Consider the following 20,109-nt stretch of genomic DNA (forward strand, 5'->3'; position numbering starts at 1 on the left):
GGATGATTCGCGTACTGCTCGCCGACGACGAGGCCATTATCAGGGCCGGGGTCCGCTCCATCCTGACCACCGAACCGGACATCGAGGTCGTGGCCGAGGCCGGGGACGGCCGTGAGGCGGTGGAGCTGTCCCGCAGGCACCGGCCGGACGTGATCCTGCTCGACATCCGCATGCCGGAGATGGACGGCCTGGCCGCCGCCGGGGAGCTGAGGGCCACCAACCCGGACAGCGCCGTGGTCGTCCTGACCACCTTCGGCGAGGACAAGTACATCGAGCGCGCCCTCGACCAGGGCGTGGCCGGCTTTCTGCTGAAGGCCTCCGACCCGCGTGACCTGATCTCCGGGGTGCGGGCCGTGGCGTCCGGCGGTGCCTGTCTCTCCCCGCTGGTGGCACGGCGGCTGATGACGGAGCTGCGCCGGGCCCCCGCGCCGCGCGCGGAGGCCTCCGGGGACCGCACCGCGCTGCTGACCAAGCGGGAGCAGGAAGTGCTGGGGATGCTCGGCGCCGGTCTGTCCAACGCGCAGATCGCCGAGCGGCTGCATCTGGTCGAGGGCACGATCAAGGCGTACGTCAGCGCCATCCTCAGCCGGCTCGGTGTCCGCAACCGGGTGCAGGCGGCGATCATCGCCTACGAGGCGGGGCTGGTGAACAAAGACGACCTGGAGTAGCCGGTACGGCCGGCCGGCGCACCGTCAACTGCGGTGCATCGGCCCGCAGCTCAGCTCCGGCCGTGGCCCCGCGTCCGCTCCCTCACGAAGCGGGCGAGCCGGGTCGCGCCCTCGGCGGCCTGCTCGACGGTGACGCCACATTGGCGGGATTCACACGAGAGCCCACCGGTACCCATGCCGGCGACCGCACCGGGCCCGCCGTCTCCGCCTCCGTGGTGACGTCCTACGATGCGTCAGTCCTCCGGCGGATCCGGATCATCGTGCGGCAAGGGGAGTCCATGCGCCTGTCCAGCTACCTCAGGAAGGCTGCCATGGGCGCGGTGGCGATATCCCTCCTCGCAGGGTGCGCGGGGGAACAGGGCGCGGGGGAACAGGCCACGGGCGGGGCCGTGGAGCGAGCCGCGGAGAGGCCTGCCTCCTGGACGGACCTGCCGGTGCGGACCGGCGCACGGGACGTCGTCCACACGGACACCGACCACCGGTCGTACAAGGTCAGGATTGCGGTCAAGAGCCTGGTCCGGGGTTCGAAGGAGGACATGCGGGGGGCGCGCGTGGACGAGGAACTGAAGGGCATGGTTCCCCACTACCTCGCCTTCGAGGTCACCAACACCGGCCGGAAGGAAATCCCCGCCGCCTACATGGTGGACAGCGACTTCGCCCTGAACGGCACCGACTGGGCGCGTGGGGAGAAGGTCTACGTCAGCGGCGGCAGGCCGGGCGGGGGCGACCTGCCCTGCGCGGACACCGCGCCGAAGACGCTGGCGCCCGGCGACTCGTACAACACCTGCGTGACCTACGCGTTGCCCGAAGGCGTCGGCGTGCTGTCGCTGACGTACAACGCCGACGGCTACCTCGACGAGGGCGGGGCGGTCGACACCTGGCCCGTCGAGGGCGGCATCGAGGCGGCGTCCGCAGAGCTGGCGGAGCCGGGCGACATCGTCCGCGTCCGGTGGGACGCCCGCGAGGACGGCGTCCTCGAACTGCCCGCCACGCTGGCTTCCGTACGCCGGGGCAGCGCGGCCGACCTGGCGGGCCTGGACCTCGGCCTCAACGAGAACGAGCGACGCGGCGTCCCGTACTACGTGTCGGTCACCTACACCAACACCGGACCGAAAGACCTCTACGCCGACCAAGCCGACCACGTCCGCCTGCTCACCGAGGGCGGTCGGCAGATACAGGGGAAGACCCCCTTCGTCCTCGACACGAAGATCCCCGGCTGTCCCTCCGACTGGGTCGCCCGGATGATCCCGCCGGGCGACAGCGTGACGGAGTGCAGCATCCACCTGGTGACGGACGACGACGACAAGCCGTTCGCGGTGGGTTTCGCGGAGGCGGGCCGACCGGGACTGGTAGCTTGGCGGGCTCCCCTCCACTGAGGCGGCCGGGCCGGCCGGCCGGCCTGCCGCCCGTCTTCGCGAGCGGCGCCACATCCCCGACCTGCAGGGGCTGCGAGTCGGCCGACAGCGGGGTCAGGCCGTCGGCAGGCGCAGTGAGCGCAGCCGTTCGGCGACGGCGAAGGAGTCGAGGCGCAGGGCGGCGATGTCGGCGATCAGGTCCCGCCAGGCCTCGAACTTGGTGTTCACCCGCTCCCCGTGGATGCCGAGGTAGGCCACGGCCACGCCGAAGCCGTACAGCTCGTTGCGCGCGGGCAGCGGCCGGAGTACGACGCACTCCTCCAGCATCACGGCCGCACGCCAGAATGCGTCCGGGTGGTGCTGGTCGTGGCGGGGCGGGTCGACCTTGTGCCGGGCGGCCAGGCCGGCGAACACGGAGTAGTCGTTGACCGCGAGATCGTCCAGCAGCTCGGCCTGGCGTTCCAGGAACCACCGGTAGTCGACGTAGTACTCGGCAGGCACAGGTCAGGCCGCCCGCGGGGCGTGCCGGGCTGGCGCCGGGCCACCGTATTCGGCGTCGAACGCGGCGACCGTCTCCGGGTCGCCGGTGACCCGCCGGAAGATCTCCGCGCCCTCGGCCAGCGCCCGCTCGCGCCGCTTCTCCTCGGCCACCTGCGCGAGGTAGGCGTCCAGCGGCAGCCCCGCGGCGTCGGCCAGGGCCCGCAGCGCGTCCGCGGTGGTGTCGTCGATCTCGATGCCAGCCATGCGTCGAGTATGCCGCGCGAGACCATGTCCAGGCCAGCCACCTGGGAATACTGTCCTGACTTGGGCGAGCCGGCAACGGGAGGACCACCATCACCTGCCGGCCGACGTCACGGCAGCCGCGCCGCGGCCGACCCGTCAGGGACCGACGACGTTGATCGTATGGTTGATCGAGGTCACCGGCACGATTACCTTTTTCATGCCGAGCAGCCGGGAGTCGCTGCTCCCCGTGGTCCAGCACCAGTCGAATGCCCGGTCCGGAAGTTGGGTGAGGAAGTCGCCACCCCAGCTCAGAGTTCTGTCCTGATTCTCCGCGAAGAAGAAGTACTTCGCCCCGTTGACCGGGCCGGAACGCACCCTCAGATCCGTGTGCGGAGTGACCATGAACCATCCGGTCTTCGACCACGGGTCGCCCTCCGACGCGCAGTCGCTGTCCGAATAGGCGTAAGCGAACCAGACAGTCTTCGACGTGCTGTTCTGGAAATAGAGTCCCACGGTCATCCCTCCTGCGGCGTGGGGTCGTCACCGCGGCCGTCGTCGCCGGCGTGGTCGCTCTCCACGCCGGGACGGTGGTCCTCACCACTGGAGGCCTCTGCCTCTGCCTCTGCCTCCGCCGTCCGATCCATCGGAACCGCCTTGCCCGACCGGTCCGGACGGCGAGATCGCCAGTGTTCGGCAGCCTCGTCCGCCGTCCAGGCCCGCGACAATTTCTCTTTCATACGCGACACGCTTCCCTCTCTTGGTGGATCGAGCGATGCTCAAGTCGCCGCTCTGCAGGAATCCCGTTGCTATCGCACCGCACCGTCAAGTGGCCCTCGCAGCCAGGGGAGCGGCGGGGGAAGGCGATCAACTCGTCGTGGAGTTCTGCGAGGGCCGTGCGAGTGCCGCGCCGGCAAGCCCTCGGCGAGTTGCGAGTACGCGAGTACGCGAGTACGAGAACTGCGTCAACGCGCTCTCAGGGCTGCTTGGGGGCGAGTGCCCGGGTGTCCGTGTCGACGCGGTAGTTCTCGACCACGTCCGTCAAGCGTCCGTCGACCTCTTGGGGGTCACCGTCGGCGCTGACCTCCGGAACGTCCAGCTCCGTCACGCGCTCACCCGCCTGCGGCACGAGGCTCGCCACCGGTGCGCCGGGAGGGGACGCCGCGAGGGCGGAGATGAACCCCTGCTTGTCGTGTACAACAGATACGCGCATGCCGAATCCCTCCAGCGGTCTCGAGCGCGGTCAGGGGATGGAGCGGGTGAGGTAGACGGTGTCGGACTTGACGGTTCCCTGCCCGCTGAGTCCGCTGTTCCTCGCCTTCGCCCAGAGGTACGACTGGACATTGCTGATGTCCCCGAAGCCGATGTCCTTCTTGCCCACCGAGACGTCGTCGAACGTCAGCCAGTAGAGGGTCTGCCGGAAGTCGGTGACCGGGTGGGCGGACAGGGTGAAGGTGCCCTGGTCGCTCTCCCCGGTACCCCGGGGGCAGGTTCTGGACGACGTAGTAGGAAAACGAATGAGTGGCCAGGGCTTCCTCCTGGGCGTGTGGACGTCCGGATCGGCGCATGCCGCCGTGTCCAGAGTTCCGCCACCCGTCTTCCGGGCGTCGTTCACACCCGCCGTCCGAGGCACTCGCGATCGAGCCTTATGTGCAGCCGAACCACTGGCCGCGACGTTTACCTTCCCTTTCCACGGTGATTCCCACGGCGCGGTGCCGCAAGTCGATCAGGCTGGTGCGGTCTCACATGCGGTCTCACATGCGGTCTCACACCAGCTCGTCGGGGCCCGAAGCTGCAACCGTTGCTGCTGTCTGAGGACGAGCGGGCGGTGTTGGAGCGGTGGACACGTCGGGTGACACCCGCTCAGGCTCTGGCCCTGCGGACGCGAATCGTGGACATGTGATCGGGTCCTTTTCTGTCGTTCTGGCACGGCGCAGGGGACGCCGCGAGGATTGCTCCCGGGGTCGGGGCTCGGTGTGTGGGGAGCCCCGACCCCGGCACGAGGTCTCGGTTCCTGAGCTGCGGTCCGGGCTCAGGCGCGCTGCGTCCAGTCCCGGTCCAGGCGGTCGGTCAGGCCCGCGGCGGCGAAGGCTGCCTCCAGCTCGTCGCGGCCCTCGGTGAAGTGGGCCCAGTTGTCGTGGTGGACGGGGACGACGCGGCGGGCGTCCAGAATCCGGGTGGCCTCGGCGGCCTGGGCGCTGTCCAGGACGATCAGGTTGCCGTCGAAGAGCATGGGGAAGCGGGGGGCGCCGGCGAACAGGAGGGCGGTGTCGATCGGGGCGAAGCGGTCGGCGATCTCCCTGACCGCGTCGAGCGAGGCGTTGTCGCCGCTGACGTAGACCGTGGGCAGGCCCTCGCCCGTCAGGACGAAGCCGACGACCTGGCCGGCGAAGGGCTCGATCTCCTCGCGCGCGCCGGGGCCGTGGATGGCCGGGACCCCGGTCACAGTGATGGTGCCGCCGCCCGGGCGCTCCAGCTCGGTCGACTCCCAGTCGGCCAGGCCCTTGGCCTTCGCCCCGAGGCGCTCGCCGCCGCCGGGGGTGGTGAGGGTGAGGGGGACGTCGGCGAGCAGGGCGCGGCCGGAGGTGTCGAGGTTGTCGGCGTGCTCGTCGTGGGAGAGCAGGACCACGTCGATGGGGCCGAGCTCGGCGGGTGTGGTGGTGGAGGGGGCGGTCTTGGTCAGGGTGGGGCCACCGGGCGAGGCGTAGTCGCCGGGGCCGTCGAAGGTCGGGTCGGTCAGGAAGCGCAGGCCGCCGTACTCGAACAGGGCGGTCGGACCGCCGAACGTGCGGACCGGGAACTGGTTGGCGTTGAGCTGGGACATCACGTCTCCGTTTCTCACGAAAAAAATCTGTGTTTAACGTGATTCCAAGCTAGGCAGGCATCACGGAAAAATGCAAGCACTACCATGAGAGGCGTGGATGACACCCTGGCCACCGACGTGGCACCGACCGCTCTGCCCCCGGCACCGGGTGCCGACCGGTACCGCTCCCTGGACTTCGCCGACACCGCCGCCACCCTGCCCGCCAGCCAGAGCTACGACCTGCTCGCCGCCCCGGAATCCGCCATGCGCTGGCTCGCCGCCCACGACCTGACCACCCCGGACGTACAGCTGTACGAGGTGTGCGCACAGCGGATGCGCACGCTGCGCGCCCACATCCGCGCCCTGTTCGCCGCCCGCGTCGACACCACCACCCCGCCCGAGAAATCCCTGCGCGCGGTGAACGAGGCCCTCACGGCCGTGCCCACCGCCCCCCTCCTCGCCTGGGACGGGGCCCGGGGGCTGCGCCGCGTCCAGGCGCACCCCACCGACCAGGCCGTCAACCACGCACTGGCGACTCTCGCCGCCGACGCCGCCGACCTGCTCACCGGTCCCGACGCCGACATCCTCGCCGCCTGCGGATCAGCCCCCTGCGACCGGTTCCTCCTGCGCACCCACGGCCGGCGCCACTGGTGCTCCACACGCTGCGGCGACCGTGCCCGCGCCGCCCGCGCCTACGCCCGGCGCAGCGGCGCCTCGGACTGACGCACCACCCCGGGGCCCTCCGGCGGACCGCCCGGTGGCCACGCGAAACACCTTCAGCAGGCTGCTTCCGGTTGCCAACCGACAGCCGGGCAAGCAAGCCTGTCCGAAGTGCGGCGGCATGACGACGGGGCGGCGGCATGGCGGTGAAGCCGACGGACGACAAGCCCAGTCGGCTGTACGCCGTCTCGCTGCCCGAGTAGTGTCCTGCCCTCGCTCGGCATCGCCCTCAGCGGACGCTGCCGGGGCCTTTGCCCGCTGTATGACCCGGACGGTCGTAGCGATGACGGCAGCGAACAGGACGTGCTAGAGGCCATTGACACAGCGCTGGACTCTCCCACGGTGGGAGAGTCCACCATGGTGGCGTGCAAGACGAACTTCTCACCATCGGGCGCTTCGCCCGCATGTGCCGCCTCAGCGTCAAGCAGCTACGGCACTACGACGAAATGGGGCTGTTGGCTCCGGTCCGCGTGGACGCCGGCTCGGGCTACCGCTATTACGCACCCGAACAGGCGCGTGATGCCCTGACCATCGCGCTGCTGCGCGAGATGGATCTTCCCCTGGCCGTGATCGCCCAGGCGCTGGCTGCCGAGCCTGAGCGCAGGGCACGGATCCTGCGCGCCGAGCGGGACCGGCTGGCCGAGCGGATCCGCAGGGACCAGGTCCGGCTGGAGATGCTGGAGCGGCTGGCGGAGGGCGGTCTGCCCGGCTATGAGGTGACGATGAGCCAGGAGCCGGAGCGACGGCTGGCGGTGGTGCGAGCGGTCTGCACCCCTGTGGACATCGGAGACGAGGTCGAGGGGTGCGTAGGGCGACTGCTGCCCTTGCTCGGTAGGACGGGAATCGTGTGGGAGCCGCCGCTGTGGGGGCTGTACCCGCTGGATCTGGAAGAGGGGATGGAGATCGCCGTCGGAGCGCAGACCCCGCAGCAGGAAGGCCTGCCCGGCCTGGAATTCGAGGTGCTGCCCGCCGGGCTCGTTGCCGAGACCCTGCACATCGGGTCCTACGCCCAACTGCCCTTGGCCTACAACGCGCTCTTCGCCACCCTCCACGAGCGCGGCCTGCGCCCGCGAGCACCCGTACGCGAGGCCTATCTCGTCGTACCGGCAGAGGCACCACAAGAAGAACTGATGACCCGACTGACGATTCCCGTCCACATGACCAAGCAGGAGAGCATGGCATGACCAAGGTGATGGACATCGATGCCCGCGGCACGCAGCACTGCGAGACGACAGCCCTGGGGGTGTTACTGCGGCACCAAGGACTCGATCTGTCCGAGCCCATGCTCTTCGGCCTCGGCTCCGGTCTGTCCTTCGTCTACTGGGACAGCAAGAACATGGGCTTCCCCTTCCTCGGGGGACGGAGCAAGCCTTTCGACCTCACCAAGAACCTGGCCGACAGACTCCAGCTGGAGCTCCTGGCTCAGGAGACCACATCCCCGCGCAAGGCATGGCTCAACGTCTTGGCCTCCCTCGACGCCGGCCACCCCGTCGGACTACAGCTCGACAGCTACTACCTGGACTACTTCGGCTCGAAGGTCCACTTCGGCGGTCACATCGTGGCCATGTACGGCTATGACGACCACAAGGCCTACCTGGTGGACACCGACCAGCAAGGCGGAGCGGTGTCCACCAGCCTGACCAGCCTCGCCCAGGCCAGAGCCGCACGCGGCCCGATGGCTGCCAAACACCGCTCGTTCACACTCACCGCACCGGCGAACCTGCCTTCCCCACAGGGCCAGATCGTCCCCGCCATCACCGCCTGTGCCGACGCCTTCCTCCACCCGCCCATCGCCAACCTCGGCCACCGAGGCATCGAGAAGGCCGGCAAGCTGGTACGCACATGGCTCCAGCGCGCCGATGTCCCGCAGCGAGACCTGCCACAGGCCGCCCTCCTGATGGAGAAGGCCGGCACCGGCGGCGCCCTGTTCCGCAACCTCTACCGTGACTTCCTCGCCGAATGCACCGGCCTGCTCGACAGCAGCCACCTGCGCACCGGCCACACGCTGTACACCGAGGCAGCCGCCCTGTGGACGGAAGTAGCAGCACTGATCAAGAAGGCCGGCGAATCGGGCGAGACGCAGCTTCTCGTACGGGCCGGCACGATCCTCGGCGATCTTTCGCGCATGGAGCGCGAGGCCATGCAAGCGCTGAGCCGCATCGAGGCGTGAGGCATCAAGCACGCCCCAGCGCCGATGACCTCCAAACGCTTTCTGAAGATCACCGGACGATGGCTCCCGGCGCCCCCGCAGGTCCCTCAAACCAAGCTGCTGGGCGTCTCTCCGGGCGCCCTCCACCACCTTCTACCACCACATCCCCGACCTGAGCGAACTGCGTGCCGGCGCCGTCCCGCACCAGCTCGATGCCACGGAGCAGCGGTGACCCGTCAAGCTTGTCGAGTCCGCCCAGCAGCGGTGGCGGGCCGCGAACGCATCCCGTCCCGTCGCCCCCGTCCGCGCCGGGGCCCGCTTCGAACGCGGCCGACGCTCGTTGAAGGGCCACGGACGACTGCGGCACGAAAAGGGTGGCGGACCTTCGCCGACATCCGAGATCATCCGACCATGTCGGACGGTGCACCAGGACAAAGCCTTCCGGTCGGCTTCGAGTTCCGGCCGTATCGCGGCGACGAAGACCACGGCCCCATGGCCGCGGTGCGGCTGGGGTGTGCTGAACGGGACCGGATCGACGCCCATTCGGTTGTGGAAGGGCTCCCGACCGCGGCCGAGATCGCCGAAGCCTCCGCCAAGCTGGAGGAGCCGTCCAAGAACCAGATCCTGGTGGTACACGACGGGAGCGTCGTCGGCTACTCGACGATCCGGTGGTGGCAGGAGCGGGACGACACGTGGCTGTACCTGCACCGCGGCCACCTCTTGCCCGAACATCGCCGTCAGGGCATCGGCTCAGCCATGCTGAGCTGGGCCGAAGAGCGGATCCGCCGGCTCGTCGAACAGCATGGAACGGCCCGCACGGCAGTGATCGGCGCGAACGCCGTGGCCTCCGAACAGGACGCCACCGCGCTACTGCTCGCAGCCGACTACCGACGTGTCTTCAGCCTGGTCGAGCTGAAGCTGGGCGATCTCCGGCAGGTGCCCGAACTGCTGGGCAGCGAACTGCCGGCCGGGATACGGACGGGGCCGATCGGGACAAGCCACTACCGCGCAGCCTGGAGGACGGTCGTCGATTCGTATGCGGACACCGGTTTCACCCAGAAATGGACTTTCCAGGACTTCGTCGACACCGCTGACCCGGCATGCTGGAGAGCCGCCTGGAACGGGCAGGACATGGTCGGCGTCGCCCTCTGCTCCCTCCGCCGTCACCACCACACGGTGGGCGAGGTCGGAGAGCTGAGTGTCCGGACGGACCAACGACGCCTGGGAATCGGCCGGGTCCTGCTGCTGGACGGGCTGCGAACTCTTCGCGAGCGGGGTGCAACGACTGCGCGGCTGTTCACGGGCACGGCAAATCCGCACCGGTCCTATGATCTCTACGAGAGCGTGGGGTTCCGGCGGCAGAACGAGTACGTCCGTTACCGCAAGCCGCTTGCTTGACCAACCGGTCATACGCCTGTCCGGCCAGTCCGCGTGACTTGATGAACACCGTCCATCCTCACCGGCATGGCCGGCCGTCCCGCCGGCCGTTCCCGCCGGCCGTTCCCGCCGGCCGAAGCCGCGCAGGCCCGGAGGCGGCGAGGACCCGTGTCGGGGTGCCGGTAAGAACGCCGTCACCAGCCGCAAACGGTCACGTCCGGCGACGTGTCGGGCGACCGAGTGAGTCGACGCCGGGGCGGGCGTATCGCTCCAGGGAGCGGACGAGGGAGGCGTGGCGGGAGCGGGCCAACAGCATCGGGGGCGAGGTGCCGTCCTCGGCGTCGTGCGTCAGGGCACTGTGCCGTAGCCGGTGGAGCGTCCACCCGTCCAGGTCCTCGACGTCCTCGGGCGCGGCGAGCGGTTCGGCGACGAGGAGGCCGGGTTCGTCGGCCGGGACGGCTTCCGCAACCGGCAGAGCGAAGGCGCCCAGGAGGTGCGGGTCGAACGAGACGAAAGGGGAGCATCAGTTCGCCGCGGGTCCTCGCCGTCCTCGCCCGGGGCGTCTGCCGTCGAGGGGGCGGCGTGGGCGTTGCTCTGTCACGCGCCGGCGTCCGTGACCACGCGGACGAGGGTGTCGACGAGTTCGTCGGCGGTGGTGTGCCACTTGTCTGTGTCGAGGTGGCCGCTGAGCTCCATGCCCGCGATGCCGTGGGCGCTGGTCAGCAGCAGGGCGCCGTAATGCCGTGCGTTCCGCTCTCCCGCGAGGGCGGCGACGATGTCCAGGAACTCGTCCTGGAAGCGTTCGGCCGCGCGGTCGGCCACGGCCGGGTCGCCTTCCGGCCCGCACAGCTGACGCCGGATGCGGTCCATCCCGTCACCGAGTTGCCCAGGAAGGTTTGCGCGCCGCCTGAACAACACCTGGTACAGGTGCGGCTGCTTCCGGCCGACGTCGATGAGGGCGCGGAGAGCGCCGCGCAGCTTCTCGGAGGCAGACAGGGCCGGGTCGGTCCGAAGGGCGTGCACCTGGTCGCCGATCCGTTCCCAGCTTTCGGCCGCGACGGCGGTCAGCAGGCTGTCCTTGCCCGTGAAGTGCCGGTACGGCGCTCCCCGGGTCACGCCTGCCCGCGCGCCCACCTCGCGCAGGGTGACCGCTTCGGGGCCGCCGAGGTCGAGGAGTTCGGCGGCCGCGTCGAGCAGGGCGCGTCGGGTGGCGGCGGCGGACTCGGCGCGGGTGGTCATGACGCCCATCATACAGTTGACAGTGTCACCTGAACCGGTACCTTAGCCAAGGTGACAACGTCATCTGAAACCCAGAAGTTGGTCGTCGTAACCGGAGCCTCCACGGGCATGGGCGCGTCAGCCGCCCGCGAACTGGCTCGCCAGGGGTTCCACGTCCTGGCCGGCGTGCGCCGCGACCGTGACGCCGACGCCATCCGGTCGACCGGCATCGAGCCGGTCATCCTCGACATCACCAAGTCCGAGCAGGTGGAGGCAGTCGCCGCGCGGGTCGCCGACGACCCGCGCGCGCTGCACGCGCTCGTCAACAACGCCGGCGTCCAGGTGAACGCCCCGGTCGAGGCCCTGCCGTTGACGGAGTGGCGGCGGGTGTTCGAAGTCAACCTCTTCGGCCACATCGCCGTCACTCAAGCGCTCCTGCCCGCGCTGCTGCGCAGCAAGGGCCGTGTGATCAACATCAGCTCGGTCGGCGGCAAGTTCGCCATGGCCACATACGGCGCGTACGCCGGCGCGAAGTTCGCCCTGGAGGCGGTCAGCGACTCGCTCCGCCGGGAGGTCGCTCCGCTGGGCGTACAGGTGGTCGTGGTCGAGCCCGGCGGCGTCCGCACGGAGATGGCTGCCCGCGGGGTCGAGACGGCGAACCACCTGGCTGCCCGGATGACGCCGGAGCAGGACGAGCGTTACGGCAGCCTGGTCCGGGCGAACAACACGTTGATGACCTCGGGCACTGCGTCAGGCCTGACCGCCGACGCCGCCGCCCGGGTCATCGCGAGGGCCGTGACGACGCGTAGACCGCGCACCCGCTACACCGCCGGCCGGGATGCCGCCCTGATCATGCGCCTGGGCCCGATGCTGTCCGACCGCACGCTCGACCGCGTCCTCGCCGCCAACCTGCGCCGCCACTACCCGAAGGGAGCCGTTGGCCGACGAGGACTCCACGAACGGCTCCGCCCCCTGTGGTGCGGCCACCGGTGAGCTCACAGTCAGCGGACAACTCGCCCTCCTGCCCGGGACGAGGACTCTCCCGGCGTCAAGCTGCGGGCTCACTGCACGAGCGTCGCACACCGCGGCCAGACCACAGGCCACGGCTTTCATGCGCAGGGCAGGCATCCATCAGGTTCTCAGGCGTGGGCCCCAGCGTGGTGCGCCGCCGGCCCGGCGCAGCAGCACATCCCGGTGGAGGCCGGCCTGAGTTCGGCTCACGCCTGATCCGCGGTGCGCAGGGCCCGCGCCAGCCATTCCAGTTCCTCGGTCGCGTCGGGCGACGCATCCTGCCCGCGCACACGGGCGACGAGCCTGCGGTAGTGCTCCGCTCCTGCCTCGATCCCGGCCTCCAGACTGCGCAGCACGGCGGCCCGATCGGCGTCACCGAACAGCTCGGACAGCACCTCGGCCGCTGCCGGTCCCTCGGGAGCGATCCCGCCCTTCCTGACCTCCGCGACGGTCTGCACGATCTGCCTGGCCCACCAGATGGACGCCCCGGGGGGACGGCCCTGCCCCGGTACGGGCGTGCTGAGCTCCATCCATGTGCGCAACCGGGCGCGGAAACCGGGGTCCCGCACCAACTCGGCCAGTTCGATCCAGGCGTCGACCTGCTCAGGTGTGGGCTCGTCGGGCAATTCGATGCTGAAGGTACGCAGGCGGTCGCGCAGGCGCGGGTCGTCGAGGCCGCCGAACACCTCCTCCTTGAACTCGTCGGTGATCTGCTTGCGCTCGGCGGCGGAAAGCCGCGCCAACCGGTTCATCAGTGCTGTCTCCTCAACGGTCGAACCCCGTTTCGCCACGGTGGACAGGACGGCCCGGCTCACCTTGAGTGAGCGGATCTGCGCGTCGAGCGCGGCCACATGCGCGTCGGCGACCTCGGCGACCGTGGTGCGGCCGCTCAGAACGCGGCACACGTCGCCGAGCCCGAGGCCCAGCTCCCGCAGGGTGCGGACCAGCTCGACGCGGGCCACGGACTCGGCGTCGTACAAGCGGTAGCCGCCCGCGGAGCGGGCCACAGGCGGCACCGCCCCCTCGTCCGACCAGAAGCGCAGGGTACGCACCGAAAGTCCGGTGCGGTGCGCGAGCTGGCCGATGGTGAGCACGTCGGGGCGTTCGTCGTCCATGAGCAAGATCCTGAACCCTCCGGCGGCTGGAGACTCAAGCGCCTCAGTGCGACATCCCGTGAGTTCTCCGGAGCTCTGCCGAGTTCCCTCACCACCGCCGGCGCCGACAGCATGCGCCTCCGCGCCTCCGCGCCTTCGACCAGACCGCAGACCGCAGACCGCAGACCGCAGACCGCAGACCGCAGACTGCAGACTGATCAGATTGGACGAGAAGGCCGGGCCAGGCGCTCAGGCCCCCAGCAAGAACCACGGGAACCCACGGCGGGAACCCACGGGATGTCGCACCATCCGATGGGGCGTCACATCATGTGACGCCGAACCGCACTCTCCGCGTGGTTCCTACTCGACCGCACACCGCTGCTGTTCAGGCACTACCGCGTCCACTCGTACGCGTGATCCGAGACGAATTCGGCAAAGGCGCGCGGCGGACGGCCGGTCAGTTCCAGCACCGCGGTGCTGACCTGGTCCTCGCGTCCCTCCTTGATGCCGCGCTCGACGGCGGCAAGCGCGGCAGCGAACTCGGTTGGCATTCCGGAGGCACGGTAGGCGGCAGCCTGTTCCTCCTCCGTAATACGCTCCACCCGAACCTGCCTGCCGGTCTTCGCGGTGATGATCTGCGCGGCCTGTGGGTAGCTCATCCCGTGCGGTCCGGTGATCAGGTAGTCGCTTCGGGCGTCCACCCCCAGGTCGGCCAACAGCGCGGCGGCACTGGCCGCGATGTCCCGCGCATCGACCCACCCCAGCTTGCCGTCACCGGCTGCGGTGCGGATCTCACCGAGTCGATGGATGCGCTCGGCCAGGGGGTGCGGGCGCAGGAAGTTCTGCATGAAGCCGGACGCGCGGAGTACGACGCCTCCGGGCTGGGCCTGAACCTGAGCGGCCAGCTCCACAGCGCTGGGCGCGTTCGGCAGCACGATGGCGGAGCCGAGCATCACGAGGCGCCGGATACCGGCCCGCCGCGCTTGGCGCAGGAAGGGCTCGACCAGCGGCAGCGGGTCCACGCTCTCCACCGGCGGGAGCAGGAAGACCCGGTCCGTCCCGTCGAGCGCGGGTCCGTATGTGGTCGGGTCGCTCCAGTCGAAGCGGATCGCATCAGGATCGGCTGCGGCCGGGTTCCGGCTGGCGGCCCGTGTCTGCACACCAGCGTTGCGGAGCACCCGCACCAGCGTCCTGCCGGTCTTGCCGGTGCCTCCGGTCACCAGCACTCCGGACATCAGCCGTCCTTCCTTTCCAGCGAGTCGATCAGCCCGGCGAGACCCCCGGCAGCGGCGGCCGCCGACAGCGGGCTCCAGTAATCCCGATACAGAGAGATCAGCCCGTCGCGGGCCGTGAGAACCACGATGTAGTCCAGGCGGTAGGGCCGGGAGGTGGCCACGGTGCGGCCGGTGGCCGTCCACTCCACGACGACGGTGTCCGTTTGATCCGTGGGCCGCACGGTGAGCGCGGTCACCTCCTTCATGTCCATCAGCTCCGGATAGGGGGCGAGGTAGGCACGTACCTCCTCACGTCCGCGGAGAACGCGAGGGGAGCTCCCGGCCGCGAAAGGGAATTCCGCAATTCCGTCAGGCGCCCACAGATCTGCCACGGCATTCATGTCTTTGACCAGCATCAGATCGATCATGCGGCGAAAAGTTTCCTCAGGGGTCCTGGGCACCATTTCTCCTCGTAGTCAACAAACCGACCACGTCACCATGCACGGCAGATGTGCGGCCGCGGAACGGACAGCCAAGCCCCGGACCGGCAGTGCGAGGCTCAGCCGCCCCTCCTGTGACAGGATGAAAGAGTGAGCAGCCAGGAACTCGCAGCCTTTCTCCGCCGGCGCCGCGAGGAACTGCGACCAGAAGACGTGCCGGCCGAAGCGACGCTTCCACCAGGCCGGCGCGCCCGTCGCACACCCGGACTGCGCCGCGAAGAGGTAGCCGCCCTGGCACAGGTGTCGGTGAGCTACTACGAACGACTGGAACAGGCACGGGCGCCCCGGCCCTCACCGCAGGTGTTGGTCGCGCTGGCGACGGCTCTCCAACTCACCGAAGCAGAGCGTGACCATCTGGCCCGCCTGGCCGGACAAGCGCTGCCGGCGGAGAACGGCGGCGCGCCGGACCACGTACCCGAGGATGCCCAACGACTGCTCGGCAGACTTGACGGCATCCCTGCCTACATCGTCAACGACCGGCAGGACATCGTCGCCTGGAACACAGCAGCCGCGGCTCTGATCACGGACTTCTCCCGTCTCACATCTGACGAGCGCAACGTCACGCGCATGTCGAAGAGATTCCGTGACACCCTCTGCACCGGCGCGCCCGGTTCGGAGTCCGATTTCTCTCAGCAGGCAGCCGCTCAATTGCGCGCAGCCAGCGTTCGGCACCCCACGGACAACGTGCTCGCAGAGCTGATCAACGAGTTCGCAACCCACGATCCGGATTTCGCGAGCAGCTGGCGTGATCACGCTGTGCGCCCCATGCCCAGCGTGCGAAAAAACCTGCGTCACCCCACCCTGGGCGAGCTGGAAGTCGACCGGCACACCCTCGGCCTGCCCGGCTCAGGCTTCTCCTTGGTGATGTACACGGCAGAAGCCGGCAGCCCCAGCGCCGCTGCGCTGAAGAGCCTCTGACCGCCGCCACCACGGAAGCCACCGCGTCCGCCGAGGTCGGGCCGCGCGCGTGGAACCGTAGCCCCGGGACGGAGAAACCGTAGCCCCGGGCCGCAGAGCTGCCCACTCCGGAGCTTCACGCGCATGTTCCGAGCAAGCCCAGGACAGCCGTGCGCCGGTGCCGCCGCGCCACGCCGGCGCGGCCCGATCGACGGGGGTTGAGACTGGTGGGCTCGCATGTTGAGGTGTCGCGTATTCCTCGTTGAGGCTGTGCCTGGCGTCACTGTGTGTGGTCGCCGAAGGCGTACCGGTTCCAGGATCCTCCGGCTTCAGTGACCAGACGGGTGTCTGTCTTGCCGTGGTAACCGAGGGCGGTGCCTGGAACGCGAGTTGGCAGATCGCAGAGGGGTCTGCCGCGCTGCGGCGGGACGCTCCTGCCACACCTCCGTCCCCTCCCTGGCTGAACGCTCGCTCCGGCGCCGACGCGGTCGCCCAGGCACGTCACCCAGCGCGACTCCGCAGCCCGACGCAAGCGCTGGCGCCTCAAGATCATTACATTGCCGGGCGTGTCTGTGCCCGGCACTGCGTCATCCACCGGACGGGACAGGGCTCGACGCACCGCGAGTCGCACTGACACTGATTGTCAACTGATTGATTCTCACGGGTCTGGTCGCTGTCCCGGTCCTGCGAAAGGGTTCCAAGAAGGCGGCAGTGCGGCATCTGCGCACTCGATCTGCTGCCGCGCCGAGTGTTCAGGCGTACCCACGAGAGAAGGAAACACATCCCTGATGCGCGCCCTTGTGGTCAATCACAGTGAGGCCGGACCCGTCCGGTTCGCCGATGTCGATGAGCCCGTACCGTCCACCGGTCAGGCGTTGGTGGAGATACGGCACATCGGTCTCAACTTCGGAGAGCTGAATTACGTGCACCAGTGGCCGGCCGGCGCTGTGCACGGTCACGACGCGGCCGGCATCGTGGTGCGCGCCGCGTCCGACGGCTCGGGGCCGCCCGCAGGTACGCGCGTCGCAGTGGGAATGGCCCCCCACGCGTGGGCGGAGCGGGTGGCAGTCAGCCCCGCCTCGCTCGGCACCGTCCCCGAGGGTGTCGATCTGGCCCACGCCGCGGCCCTGGGGATCGCCGGAGTCACCCCTCTGCGAGTGCTGCGCAAGCGTTCCCTGCTGGCGCGCAACGTTCTGGTCACCGGCGCCAGCGGGGGCGTGGGGCACTTCGCCGTCCAGCTGGCGGCGCTAGCGGGCGCCCGGGTGACGGCACTCGTCGGTTCGCCGGAGCGGGCCGCCGGACTCCGTGAACTCGGCGCCGACAAGGTCCTGACCGACCTGGCCGAGACCGGGGACCGGTTCGACCTCGTCCTGGACACGGTCGGCGGACCACTGGTGGCCCGGGCGTGGAGTTCCCTCGCCGAGGGCGGCACCATCCACCTGGTCGGCTACTCCTCGGGGCAGGAAACCACCTTCCCGGCAGGGGTCTTGTTCGGCTTCGGCGAACCCCGCAGCATCGCCACCTACGGGGACATGACGCCGACCGGCGGGGAGCTGACGGACCTGCTGGGCCTCATGGCCGCCGGGAGGCTCTCGGCGCCGGTCGGACTGCGAGGCGACTGGCAGGGCGTGGACGACGCCGTCCGGGCGCTGTTCGCGCGGAAGGTGCACGGAAAGGTCGTTCTTGACGTGGTCTGACGCTGCAGGCGAGGACACATGCGCCTCGCCCGCCGGCGGGCGGTTCGCGGCGGTGGACGAGAATGGACCCATGGATGTGCTGGCGGAGGTCTTGCGTGTTTCGGGTGCGCGTGGAGGGCTCGGGGTCGTGCTGAAGGCCGGCGGAACCTGGGGCCTGTGGCTGGACTCCTACCCAGGGGCGGCGCTGCACGTGGTGTCCCGCGGCACCATGTGGCTCCACGTCACGGGCGAGAAACCTCTTGAGGTGCGGGCCGGAGACGCCGTCCTGGTGTCGCCGGGCACCGCACACGGGATAGCCGGCGGAGCCAGTGTGACGATGGGTTCCTGCGACCGTGAGGCAGCGGCCCGGTCCTTTGCCGATGGCCGGGCCCTGCGGCTGGGCTCGGCGCCGGTGCAGACGGAAGTGATCGTCCTGCACTACGAGCAGGACCCGGAGGTGCGCACACCGGTGCTCACCTCCCTCGCCCGGCCGATGCATGTCGCAGCCCGGGAGAACGCGCAGCTCGCAAGGACCGTCGGACTTCTCGCTGCTGAGCTCGCACAGCCGCAGATCGGCACCACCGCCGCCGTCAACAGCATCGTCGACCTGCTGCTCGTCCAGTTCGTACGCGCCTGGCTGGCCCGCCACCCGCAGGAGCGGTCCGGCTCATGGCTGGGAGCGATGCGTGATCCGGTCGTGCGCGACGCTCTGGCGTGTGTCCACGCCCAACCGGAGCGCCCCTGGACCACGGAGACCCTGGCCGCCGCGACGAACGTCTCCCGGGCGACGCTGTCCAGGCGTTTCCGGTCCGCCCTCGGACAGACGCCGGGCGCGTACGTGACGCAGTGGCGTATCGACCTGGCGTCCGTCCGGCTCCGCGATACCGATGAGCCCGTCGAGTCGATCTCCGGCGCGGTCGGATACGGCTCTCCGCACGCTTTCAGCCGTGCCTTCAGACGTGCCCGAGGCACGGCCCCGGGCGAATATCGTTCTCGACTTCGCAGGTGATCTGGCCTCGACTGGTAGGAACATCGGAACGAAAACCGGCGCTGAGCCCCTGGAGGGCTTGAGAGCGCTTTGATTTTGCGCGAACGTCGGCGATGGCCCCTTCCACGCGACCGAGCAGGGCGTTTCGGTCCTCGCCTTCGGGCACGAAGGCCAGGACCGCGGGCTGGTAGTCCATGACGGGAAGAGCGGTGTCCGCGGGGTCAAGTACGGGGGCAGTGCTCACGCGAGTGTTCTCCTTGCCGGTGGTGTGCCTGGTCGACGCGGACGCGCACCGTGGTCCGGCTGAGGGCTGCGGGCTTCAGTGGTGAGTTGCGGTGTCTCATGAGTGGCTGCGGGACAGTTCCGGCTCGTGCTGCGACGTCTGGTCCTGTCGGGGAAGCAGCAGTGGTGTGGTCAGGATGAGCAGTCCTGCGACGGTGAGAGCGGTGCGTGGGCTGGTGATGTCGGCGAGCAGCCCGGCGAGTGCGGTGAGGACGGCGATGGATGCCTGCTGGCCGATCGACCAGGCCGTCAGGGTGCGGGCGACGAGATGTTTGGGTGTGTGTTCGAGCCGGTAGGTGGCGAGCACCGGGCTGTACAGGCTCATGTTGATGATGATCGTCAGCTCGACGGCCATCACGGTGACGAGGCCGATGACGCCGGGAGGGACAAAGGCCAGGCCGATCAGCCAGATGGCGCGCAGGGTGCCGACGGTCCGGAAGACCCAGTGCCGGCCGAAGCGGGCCACGACACGGCGGGCCAGCCGGGAGCCGATGAGGCCGCCGAGGCAGGGAGCAGCGAAGGCAAGGGCGTACTGCCAGGGTGGGAACCCGAGCTGGCGAAGCAGGAGCACGGCCAGCAGCGGCTCGGTGGCCATGATCAGACCGGCGACGAGCATGTGGTTGAGGTAGAGCGGCCGCAGACCGGGGTGGCCCATGATGTGTCGCCAGCCGTCGAGCAGGGCGCCTGCCCGCGGCACGGCGTCCTCCGCCCGGACCGGGCTCTTGTCGGTCGTTCGCGGCGCTTCTTCCTGACCGCGGATCGCGGTGATGCCCAGTGCGGAGAGCAGGTAACTGAGCGCGTCGGCCACCACGGTGGCCACCGGCCCGAACAGGCCGACCGCCGCCCCGCCCAGCGGTGGCCCCACCGCGATGGAGCTCCAGTTCGTGGACTCGAACCTCGCGTTGGCGACGAGAAGGTCGTCCGGCCGCACGAGGGCCTTGAGGTAGGCGCCGCCGGCCGCGTTGAAGGCGATCTTGGCTGCGGCGACCACGGCCGAGACCACGAGCAGCTGGACGAAACCGAGCCATCCGAAGGCGTAGGCGACCGGGATCGTCGCCATGGCCGCAAACCGGGCCACGTCCATCATGATCATGACCGGGCGCTTGCGCCGGACCTCCACCCACGGCGCGAGCGGCACCGCGATCAGCGCACCCACCGCAGGCCCCACCGCGGACAGCGCGGACACCTCAGCGGGTCCGGCATGCAGCACCAGCACAGCGATCAGTGGCAACGCCCCGAACCCCAGCCCGGACCCGTACGCGCTCACCGCATATGACGCCCACAGCCAGCCGAACTGCCGGCCCAACCGTCTCCTGCCCGCCATGCTCAGCTCACTCACCTTGAGATCTCACCCGAACAAACTGACGTTGACCGATGAGAGGTAAGCGGGCAGGACAGCAGCAGGTCAAACAACAGACCTGCCAGCAATCCACAACT

The 20,109-nt window shown here is 69.6% G+C and carries 22 protein-coding genes; 10 read left to right on the top strand and 12 right to left on the bottom strand.

Translation table 11 applies throughout. The features are described from left to right. Positions 1 to 2 precede the first annotated feature (2 nt). Positions 3 to 668: a response regulator gene (locus ACZ7G3_RS31085; RefSeq protein ID WP_470929594.1), complete on the top strand. Its 666-nt coding sequence runs from the start codon at positions 3 to 5 to the stop codon at positions 666 to 668. Positions 669 to 946: 278 nt separating this feature from the next. Next, the gene (locus tag ACZ7G3_RS31090) at positions 947 to 2,044 is read left to right on the top strand and encodes a hypothetical protein (RefSeq protein ID WP_470929596.1); all 1,098 of its coding nucleotides are present in this window, start codon (positions 947 to 949) and stop codon (positions 2,042 to 2,044) included. 93 nt (positions 2,045 to 2,137) lie between these two features. On the opposite strand, the gene ACZ7G3_RS31095 is transcribed toward ACZ7G3_RS31090, so the two are convergent. From ACZ7G3_RS31095 to ACZ7G3_RS31125, 7 genes are all read right to left on the bottom strand, one after another. Then, positions 2,138 to 2,524 carry a toxin Doc gene (locus tag ACZ7G3_RS31095; RefSeq protein WP_426600746.1) on the bottom strand — a complete coding sequence of 129 codons (387 nt, stop codon included), beginning with the start codon at positions 2,522 to 2,524 and terminating at the stop codon, positions 2,138 to 2,140. Between the two features lie 3 nt (positions 2,525 to 2,527). Then, complete coding sequence (locus ACZ7G3_RS31100; protein WP_426600747.1) at positions 2,528 to 2,767, bottom strand: antitoxin MazE7; 240 nt, start codon at positions 2,765 to 2,767, stop codon at positions 2,528 to 2,530. A gap of 135 nt (positions 2,768 to 2,902) precedes the next feature. Beyond that, positions 2,903 to 3,259 carry a DUF1036 domain-containing protein gene (locus ACZ7G3_RS31105; protein WP_426600748.1) on the bottom strand — a complete coding sequence of 119 codons (357 nt, stop codon included), beginning with the start codon at positions 3,257 to 3,259 and terminating at the stop codon, positions 2,903 to 2,905. 2 nt (positions 3,260 to 3,261) lie between these two features. Beyond that, the gene (locus tag ACZ7G3_RS31110) at positions 3,262 to 3,483 is read right to left on the bottom strand and encodes a hypothetical protein (RefSeq protein WP_470929598.1); all 222 of its coding nucleotides are present in this window, start codon (positions 3,481 to 3,483) and stop codon (positions 3,262 to 3,264) included. Positions 3,484 to 3,719: 236 nt separating this feature from the next. Further along, entirely contained in the window at positions 3,720 to 3,956 is a 237-nt protein-coding gene (locus ACZ7G3_RS31115) for a hypothetical protein (RefSeq protein ID WP_470929600.1), read from the bottom strand. 30 nt (positions 3,957 to 3,986) lie between these two features. Next, a complete protein-coding gene (locus ACZ7G3_RS31120; RefSeq protein WP_470929602.1) occupies positions 3,987 to 4,358 on the bottom strand; it encodes a hypothetical protein in 372 nt (123 codons plus the stop codon). Between the two features lie 417 nt (positions 4,359 to 4,775). Continuing rightward, entirely contained in the window at positions 4,776 to 5,567 is a 792-nt protein-coding gene (locus ACZ7G3_RS31125) for an MBL fold metallo-hydrolase (RefSeq protein ID WP_470929604.1), read from the bottom strand. An 84-nt stretch (positions 5,568 to 5,651) separates the two neighbouring features. On the opposite strand from ACZ7G3_RS31125, the gene ACZ7G3_RS31130 reads away from it, so the two are divergent. From ACZ7G3_RS31130 to ACZ7G3_RS31145, 4 genes are all read left to right on the top strand, one after another. Further along, positions 5,652 to 6,269, top strand: a complete 618-nt coding sequence (locus ACZ7G3_RS31130; protein ID WP_470929606.1) for an ABATE domain-containing protein — start codon at positions 5,652 to 5,654, stop codon at positions 6,267 to 6,269. A gap of 362 nt (positions 6,270 to 6,631) precedes the next feature. Further along, complete coding sequence (locus ACZ7G3_RS31135; protein WP_470929608.1) at positions 6,632 to 7,450, top strand: MerR family transcriptional regulator; 819 nt, start codon at positions 6,632 to 6,634, stop codon at positions 7,448 to 7,450. Further along, positions 7,447 to 8,436 (top strand): BtrH N-terminal domain-containing protein, encoded by a 990-nt coding sequence (locus ACZ7G3_RS31140; RefSeq protein ID WP_470929610.1) that lies wholly within the window; start codon positions 7,447 to 7,449, stop codon positions 8,434 to 8,436. Before ACZ7G3_RS31135 ends, ACZ7G3_RS31140 begins: the two co-directional genes overlap by 4 nt. A gap of 390 nt (positions 8,437 to 8,826) precedes the next feature. After that, positions 8,827 to 9,813 carry a GNAT family N-acetyltransferase gene (locus ACZ7G3_RS31145; protein ID WP_470929612.1) on the top strand — a complete coding sequence of 329 codons (987 nt, stop codon included), beginning with the start codon at positions 8,827 to 8,829 and terminating at the stop codon, positions 9,811 to 9,813. 576 nt (positions 9,814 to 10,389) lie between these two features. Here the strand turns inward: ACZ7G3_RS31145 and ACZ7G3_RS31150 are convergent. After that, the gene (locus tag ACZ7G3_RS31150) at positions 10,390 to 11,031 is read right to left on the bottom strand and encodes a TetR/AcrR family transcriptional regulator (protein ID WP_470929614.1); all 642 of its coding nucleotides are present in this window, start codon (positions 11,029 to 11,031) and stop codon (positions 10,390 to 10,392) included. Positions 11,032 to 11,082: 51 nt separating this feature from the next. On the opposite strand from ACZ7G3_RS31150, the gene ACZ7G3_RS31155 reads away from it, so the two are divergent. Beyond that, complete coding sequence (locus ACZ7G3_RS31155; RefSeq protein WP_470929616.1) at positions 11,083 to 12,003, top strand: SDR family NAD(P)-dependent oxidoreductase; 921 nt, start codon at positions 11,083 to 11,085, stop codon at positions 12,001 to 12,003. Positions 12,004 to 12,227: 224 nt separating this feature from the next. Here the strand turns inward: ACZ7G3_RS31155 and ACZ7G3_RS31160 are convergent, their stop codons facing one another. The 3 genes from ACZ7G3_RS31160 to ACZ7G3_RS31170 form a co-directional block, all read right to left on the bottom strand. Next, positions 12,228 to 13,136, bottom strand: a complete 909-nt coding sequence (locus ACZ7G3_RS31160; RefSeq protein WP_470929618.1) for a helix-turn-helix domain-containing protein — start codon at positions 13,134 to 13,136, stop codon at positions 12,228 to 12,230. A gap of 371 nt (positions 13,137 to 13,507) precedes the next feature. Beyond that, positions 13,508 to 14,350 carry an NAD(P)H-binding protein gene (locus tag ACZ7G3_RS31165; protein WP_470929620.1) on the bottom strand — a complete coding sequence of 281 codons (843 nt, stop codon included), beginning with the start codon at positions 14,348 to 14,350 and terminating at the stop codon, positions 13,508 to 13,510. Further along, positions 14,350 to 14,757: a nuclear transport factor 2 family protein gene (locus ACZ7G3_RS31170; RefSeq protein WP_470929622.1), complete on the bottom strand. Its 408-nt coding sequence runs from the start codon at positions 14,755 to 14,757 to the stop codon at positions 14,350 to 14,352. The genes ACZ7G3_RS31165 and ACZ7G3_RS31170 overlap by 1 nt, the downstream gene beginning before the upstream one ends. 162 nt (positions 14,758 to 14,919) lie before the next feature. Between ACZ7G3_RS31170 and ACZ7G3_RS31175 the strand changes: the two genes are divergently transcribed. The 3 genes from ACZ7G3_RS31175 (at position 14,920) to ACZ7G3_RS31185 (ending at position 18,411) form a co-directional block, all read left to right on the top strand. Further along, a complete protein-coding gene (locus tag ACZ7G3_RS31175; protein WP_470929624.1) occupies positions 14,920 to 15,747 on the top strand; it encodes a helix-turn-helix transcriptional regulator in 828 nt (275 codons plus the stop codon). Between the two features lie 767 nt (positions 15,748 to 16,514). Beyond that, complete coding sequence (locus tag ACZ7G3_RS31180; RefSeq protein ID WP_398916281.1) at positions 16,515 to 17,423, top strand: zinc-binding dehydrogenase; 909 nt, start codon at positions 16,515 to 16,517, stop codon at positions 17,421 to 17,423. Positions 17,424 to 17,493: 70 nt separating this feature from the next. Continuing rightward, a complete protein-coding gene (locus tag ACZ7G3_RS31185) occupies positions 17,494 to 18,411 on the top strand; it encodes an AraC family transcriptional regulator (RefSeq protein ID WP_469602153.1) in 918 nt (305 codons plus the stop codon). A 319-nt stretch (positions 18,412 to 18,730) separates the two neighbouring features. On the opposite strand, the gene ACZ7G3_RS31190 is transcribed toward ACZ7G3_RS31185, so the two are convergent. Then, positions 18,731 to 19,996 (bottom strand): MFS transporter, encoded by a 1,266-nt coding sequence (locus tag ACZ7G3_RS31190; protein WP_426603610.1) that lies wholly within the window; start codon positions 19,994 to 19,996, stop codon positions 18,731 to 18,733. Positions 19,997 to 20,109: the final 113 nt, after the last annotated feature.

Source organism: Streptomyces sp. NPDC037271, assembly GCF_055603605.1.

What these genes read in the sequence shown, in the direction of transcription:
- ACZ7G3_RS31140 (WP_470929610.1), top strand. Translation starts at nt 7,447, where the DNA reads ATGACCAAGGTGATGGACATCGATGCCCGCGGCACGCAGCACTGCGAG.
- ACZ7G3_RS31100 (WP_426600747.1), bottom strand. Translation starts at nt 2,767, where the DNA reads ATGGCTGGCATCGAGATCGACGACACCACCGCGGACGCGCTGCGGGCC.
- ACZ7G3_RS31190 (WP_426603610.1), bottom strand. Translation starts at nt 19,996, where the DNA reads ATGGCGGGCAGGAGACGGTTGGGCCGGCAGTTCGGCTGGCTGTGGGCG.
- ACZ7G3_RS31160 (WP_470929618.1), bottom strand. Translation starts at nt 13,136, where the DNA reads ATGGACGACGAACGCCCCGACGTGCTCACCATCGGCCAGCTCGCGCAC.
- ACZ7G3_RS31125 (WP_470929604.1), bottom strand. Translation starts at nt 5,567, where the DNA reads ATGTCCCAGCTCAACGCCAACCAGTTCCCGGTCCGCACGTTCGGCGGT.
- ACZ7G3_RS31115 (WP_470929600.1), bottom strand. Translation starts at nt 3,956, where the DNA reads ATGCGCGTATCTGTTGTACACGACAAGCAGGGGTTCATCTCCGCCCTC.
- ACZ7G3_RS31110 (WP_470929598.1), bottom strand. Translation starts at nt 3,483, where the DNA reads ATGAAAGAGAAATTGTCGCGGGCCTGGACGGCGGACGAGGCTGCCGAA.
- ACZ7G3_RS31170 (WP_470929622.1), bottom strand. Translation starts at nt 14,757, where the DNA reads ATGATCGATCTGATGCTGGTCAAAGACATGAATGCCGTGGCAGATCTG.
- ACZ7G3_RS31085 (WP_470929594.1), top strand. Translation starts at nt 3, where the DNA reads ATGATTCGCGTACTGCTCGCCGACGACGAGGCCATTATCAGGGCCGGG.
- ACZ7G3_RS31145 (WP_470929612.1), top strand. Translation starts at nt 8,827, where the DNA reads ATGTCGGACGGTGCACCAGGACAAAGCCTTCCGGTCGGCTTCGAGTTC.
- ACZ7G3_RS31185 (WP_469602153.1), top strand. Translation starts at nt 17,494, where the DNA reads ATGGATGTGCTGGCGGAGGTCTTGCGTGTTTCGGGTGCGCGTGGAGGG.
- ACZ7G3_RS31180 (WP_398916281.1), top strand. Translation starts at nt 16,515, where the DNA reads ATGCGCGCCCTTGTGGTCAATCACAGTGAGGCCGGACCCGTCCGGTTC.
- ACZ7G3_RS31130 (WP_470929606.1), top strand. Translation starts at nt 5,652, where the DNA reads ATGAGAGGCGTGGATGACACCCTGGCCACCGACGTGGCACCGACCGCT.
- ACZ7G3_RS31150 (WP_470929614.1), bottom strand. Translation starts at nt 11,031, where the DNA reads ATGACCACCCGCGCCGAGTCCGCCGCCGCCACCCGACGCGCCCTGCTC.
- ACZ7G3_RS31090 (WP_470929596.1), top strand. Translation starts at nt 947, where the DNA reads ATGCGCCTGTCCAGCTACCTCAGGAAGGCTGCCATGGGCGCGGTGGCG.
- ACZ7G3_RS31165 (WP_470929620.1), bottom strand. Translation starts at nt 14,350, where the DNA reads ATGTCCGGAGTGCTGGTGACCGGAGGCACCGGCAAGACCGGCAGGACG.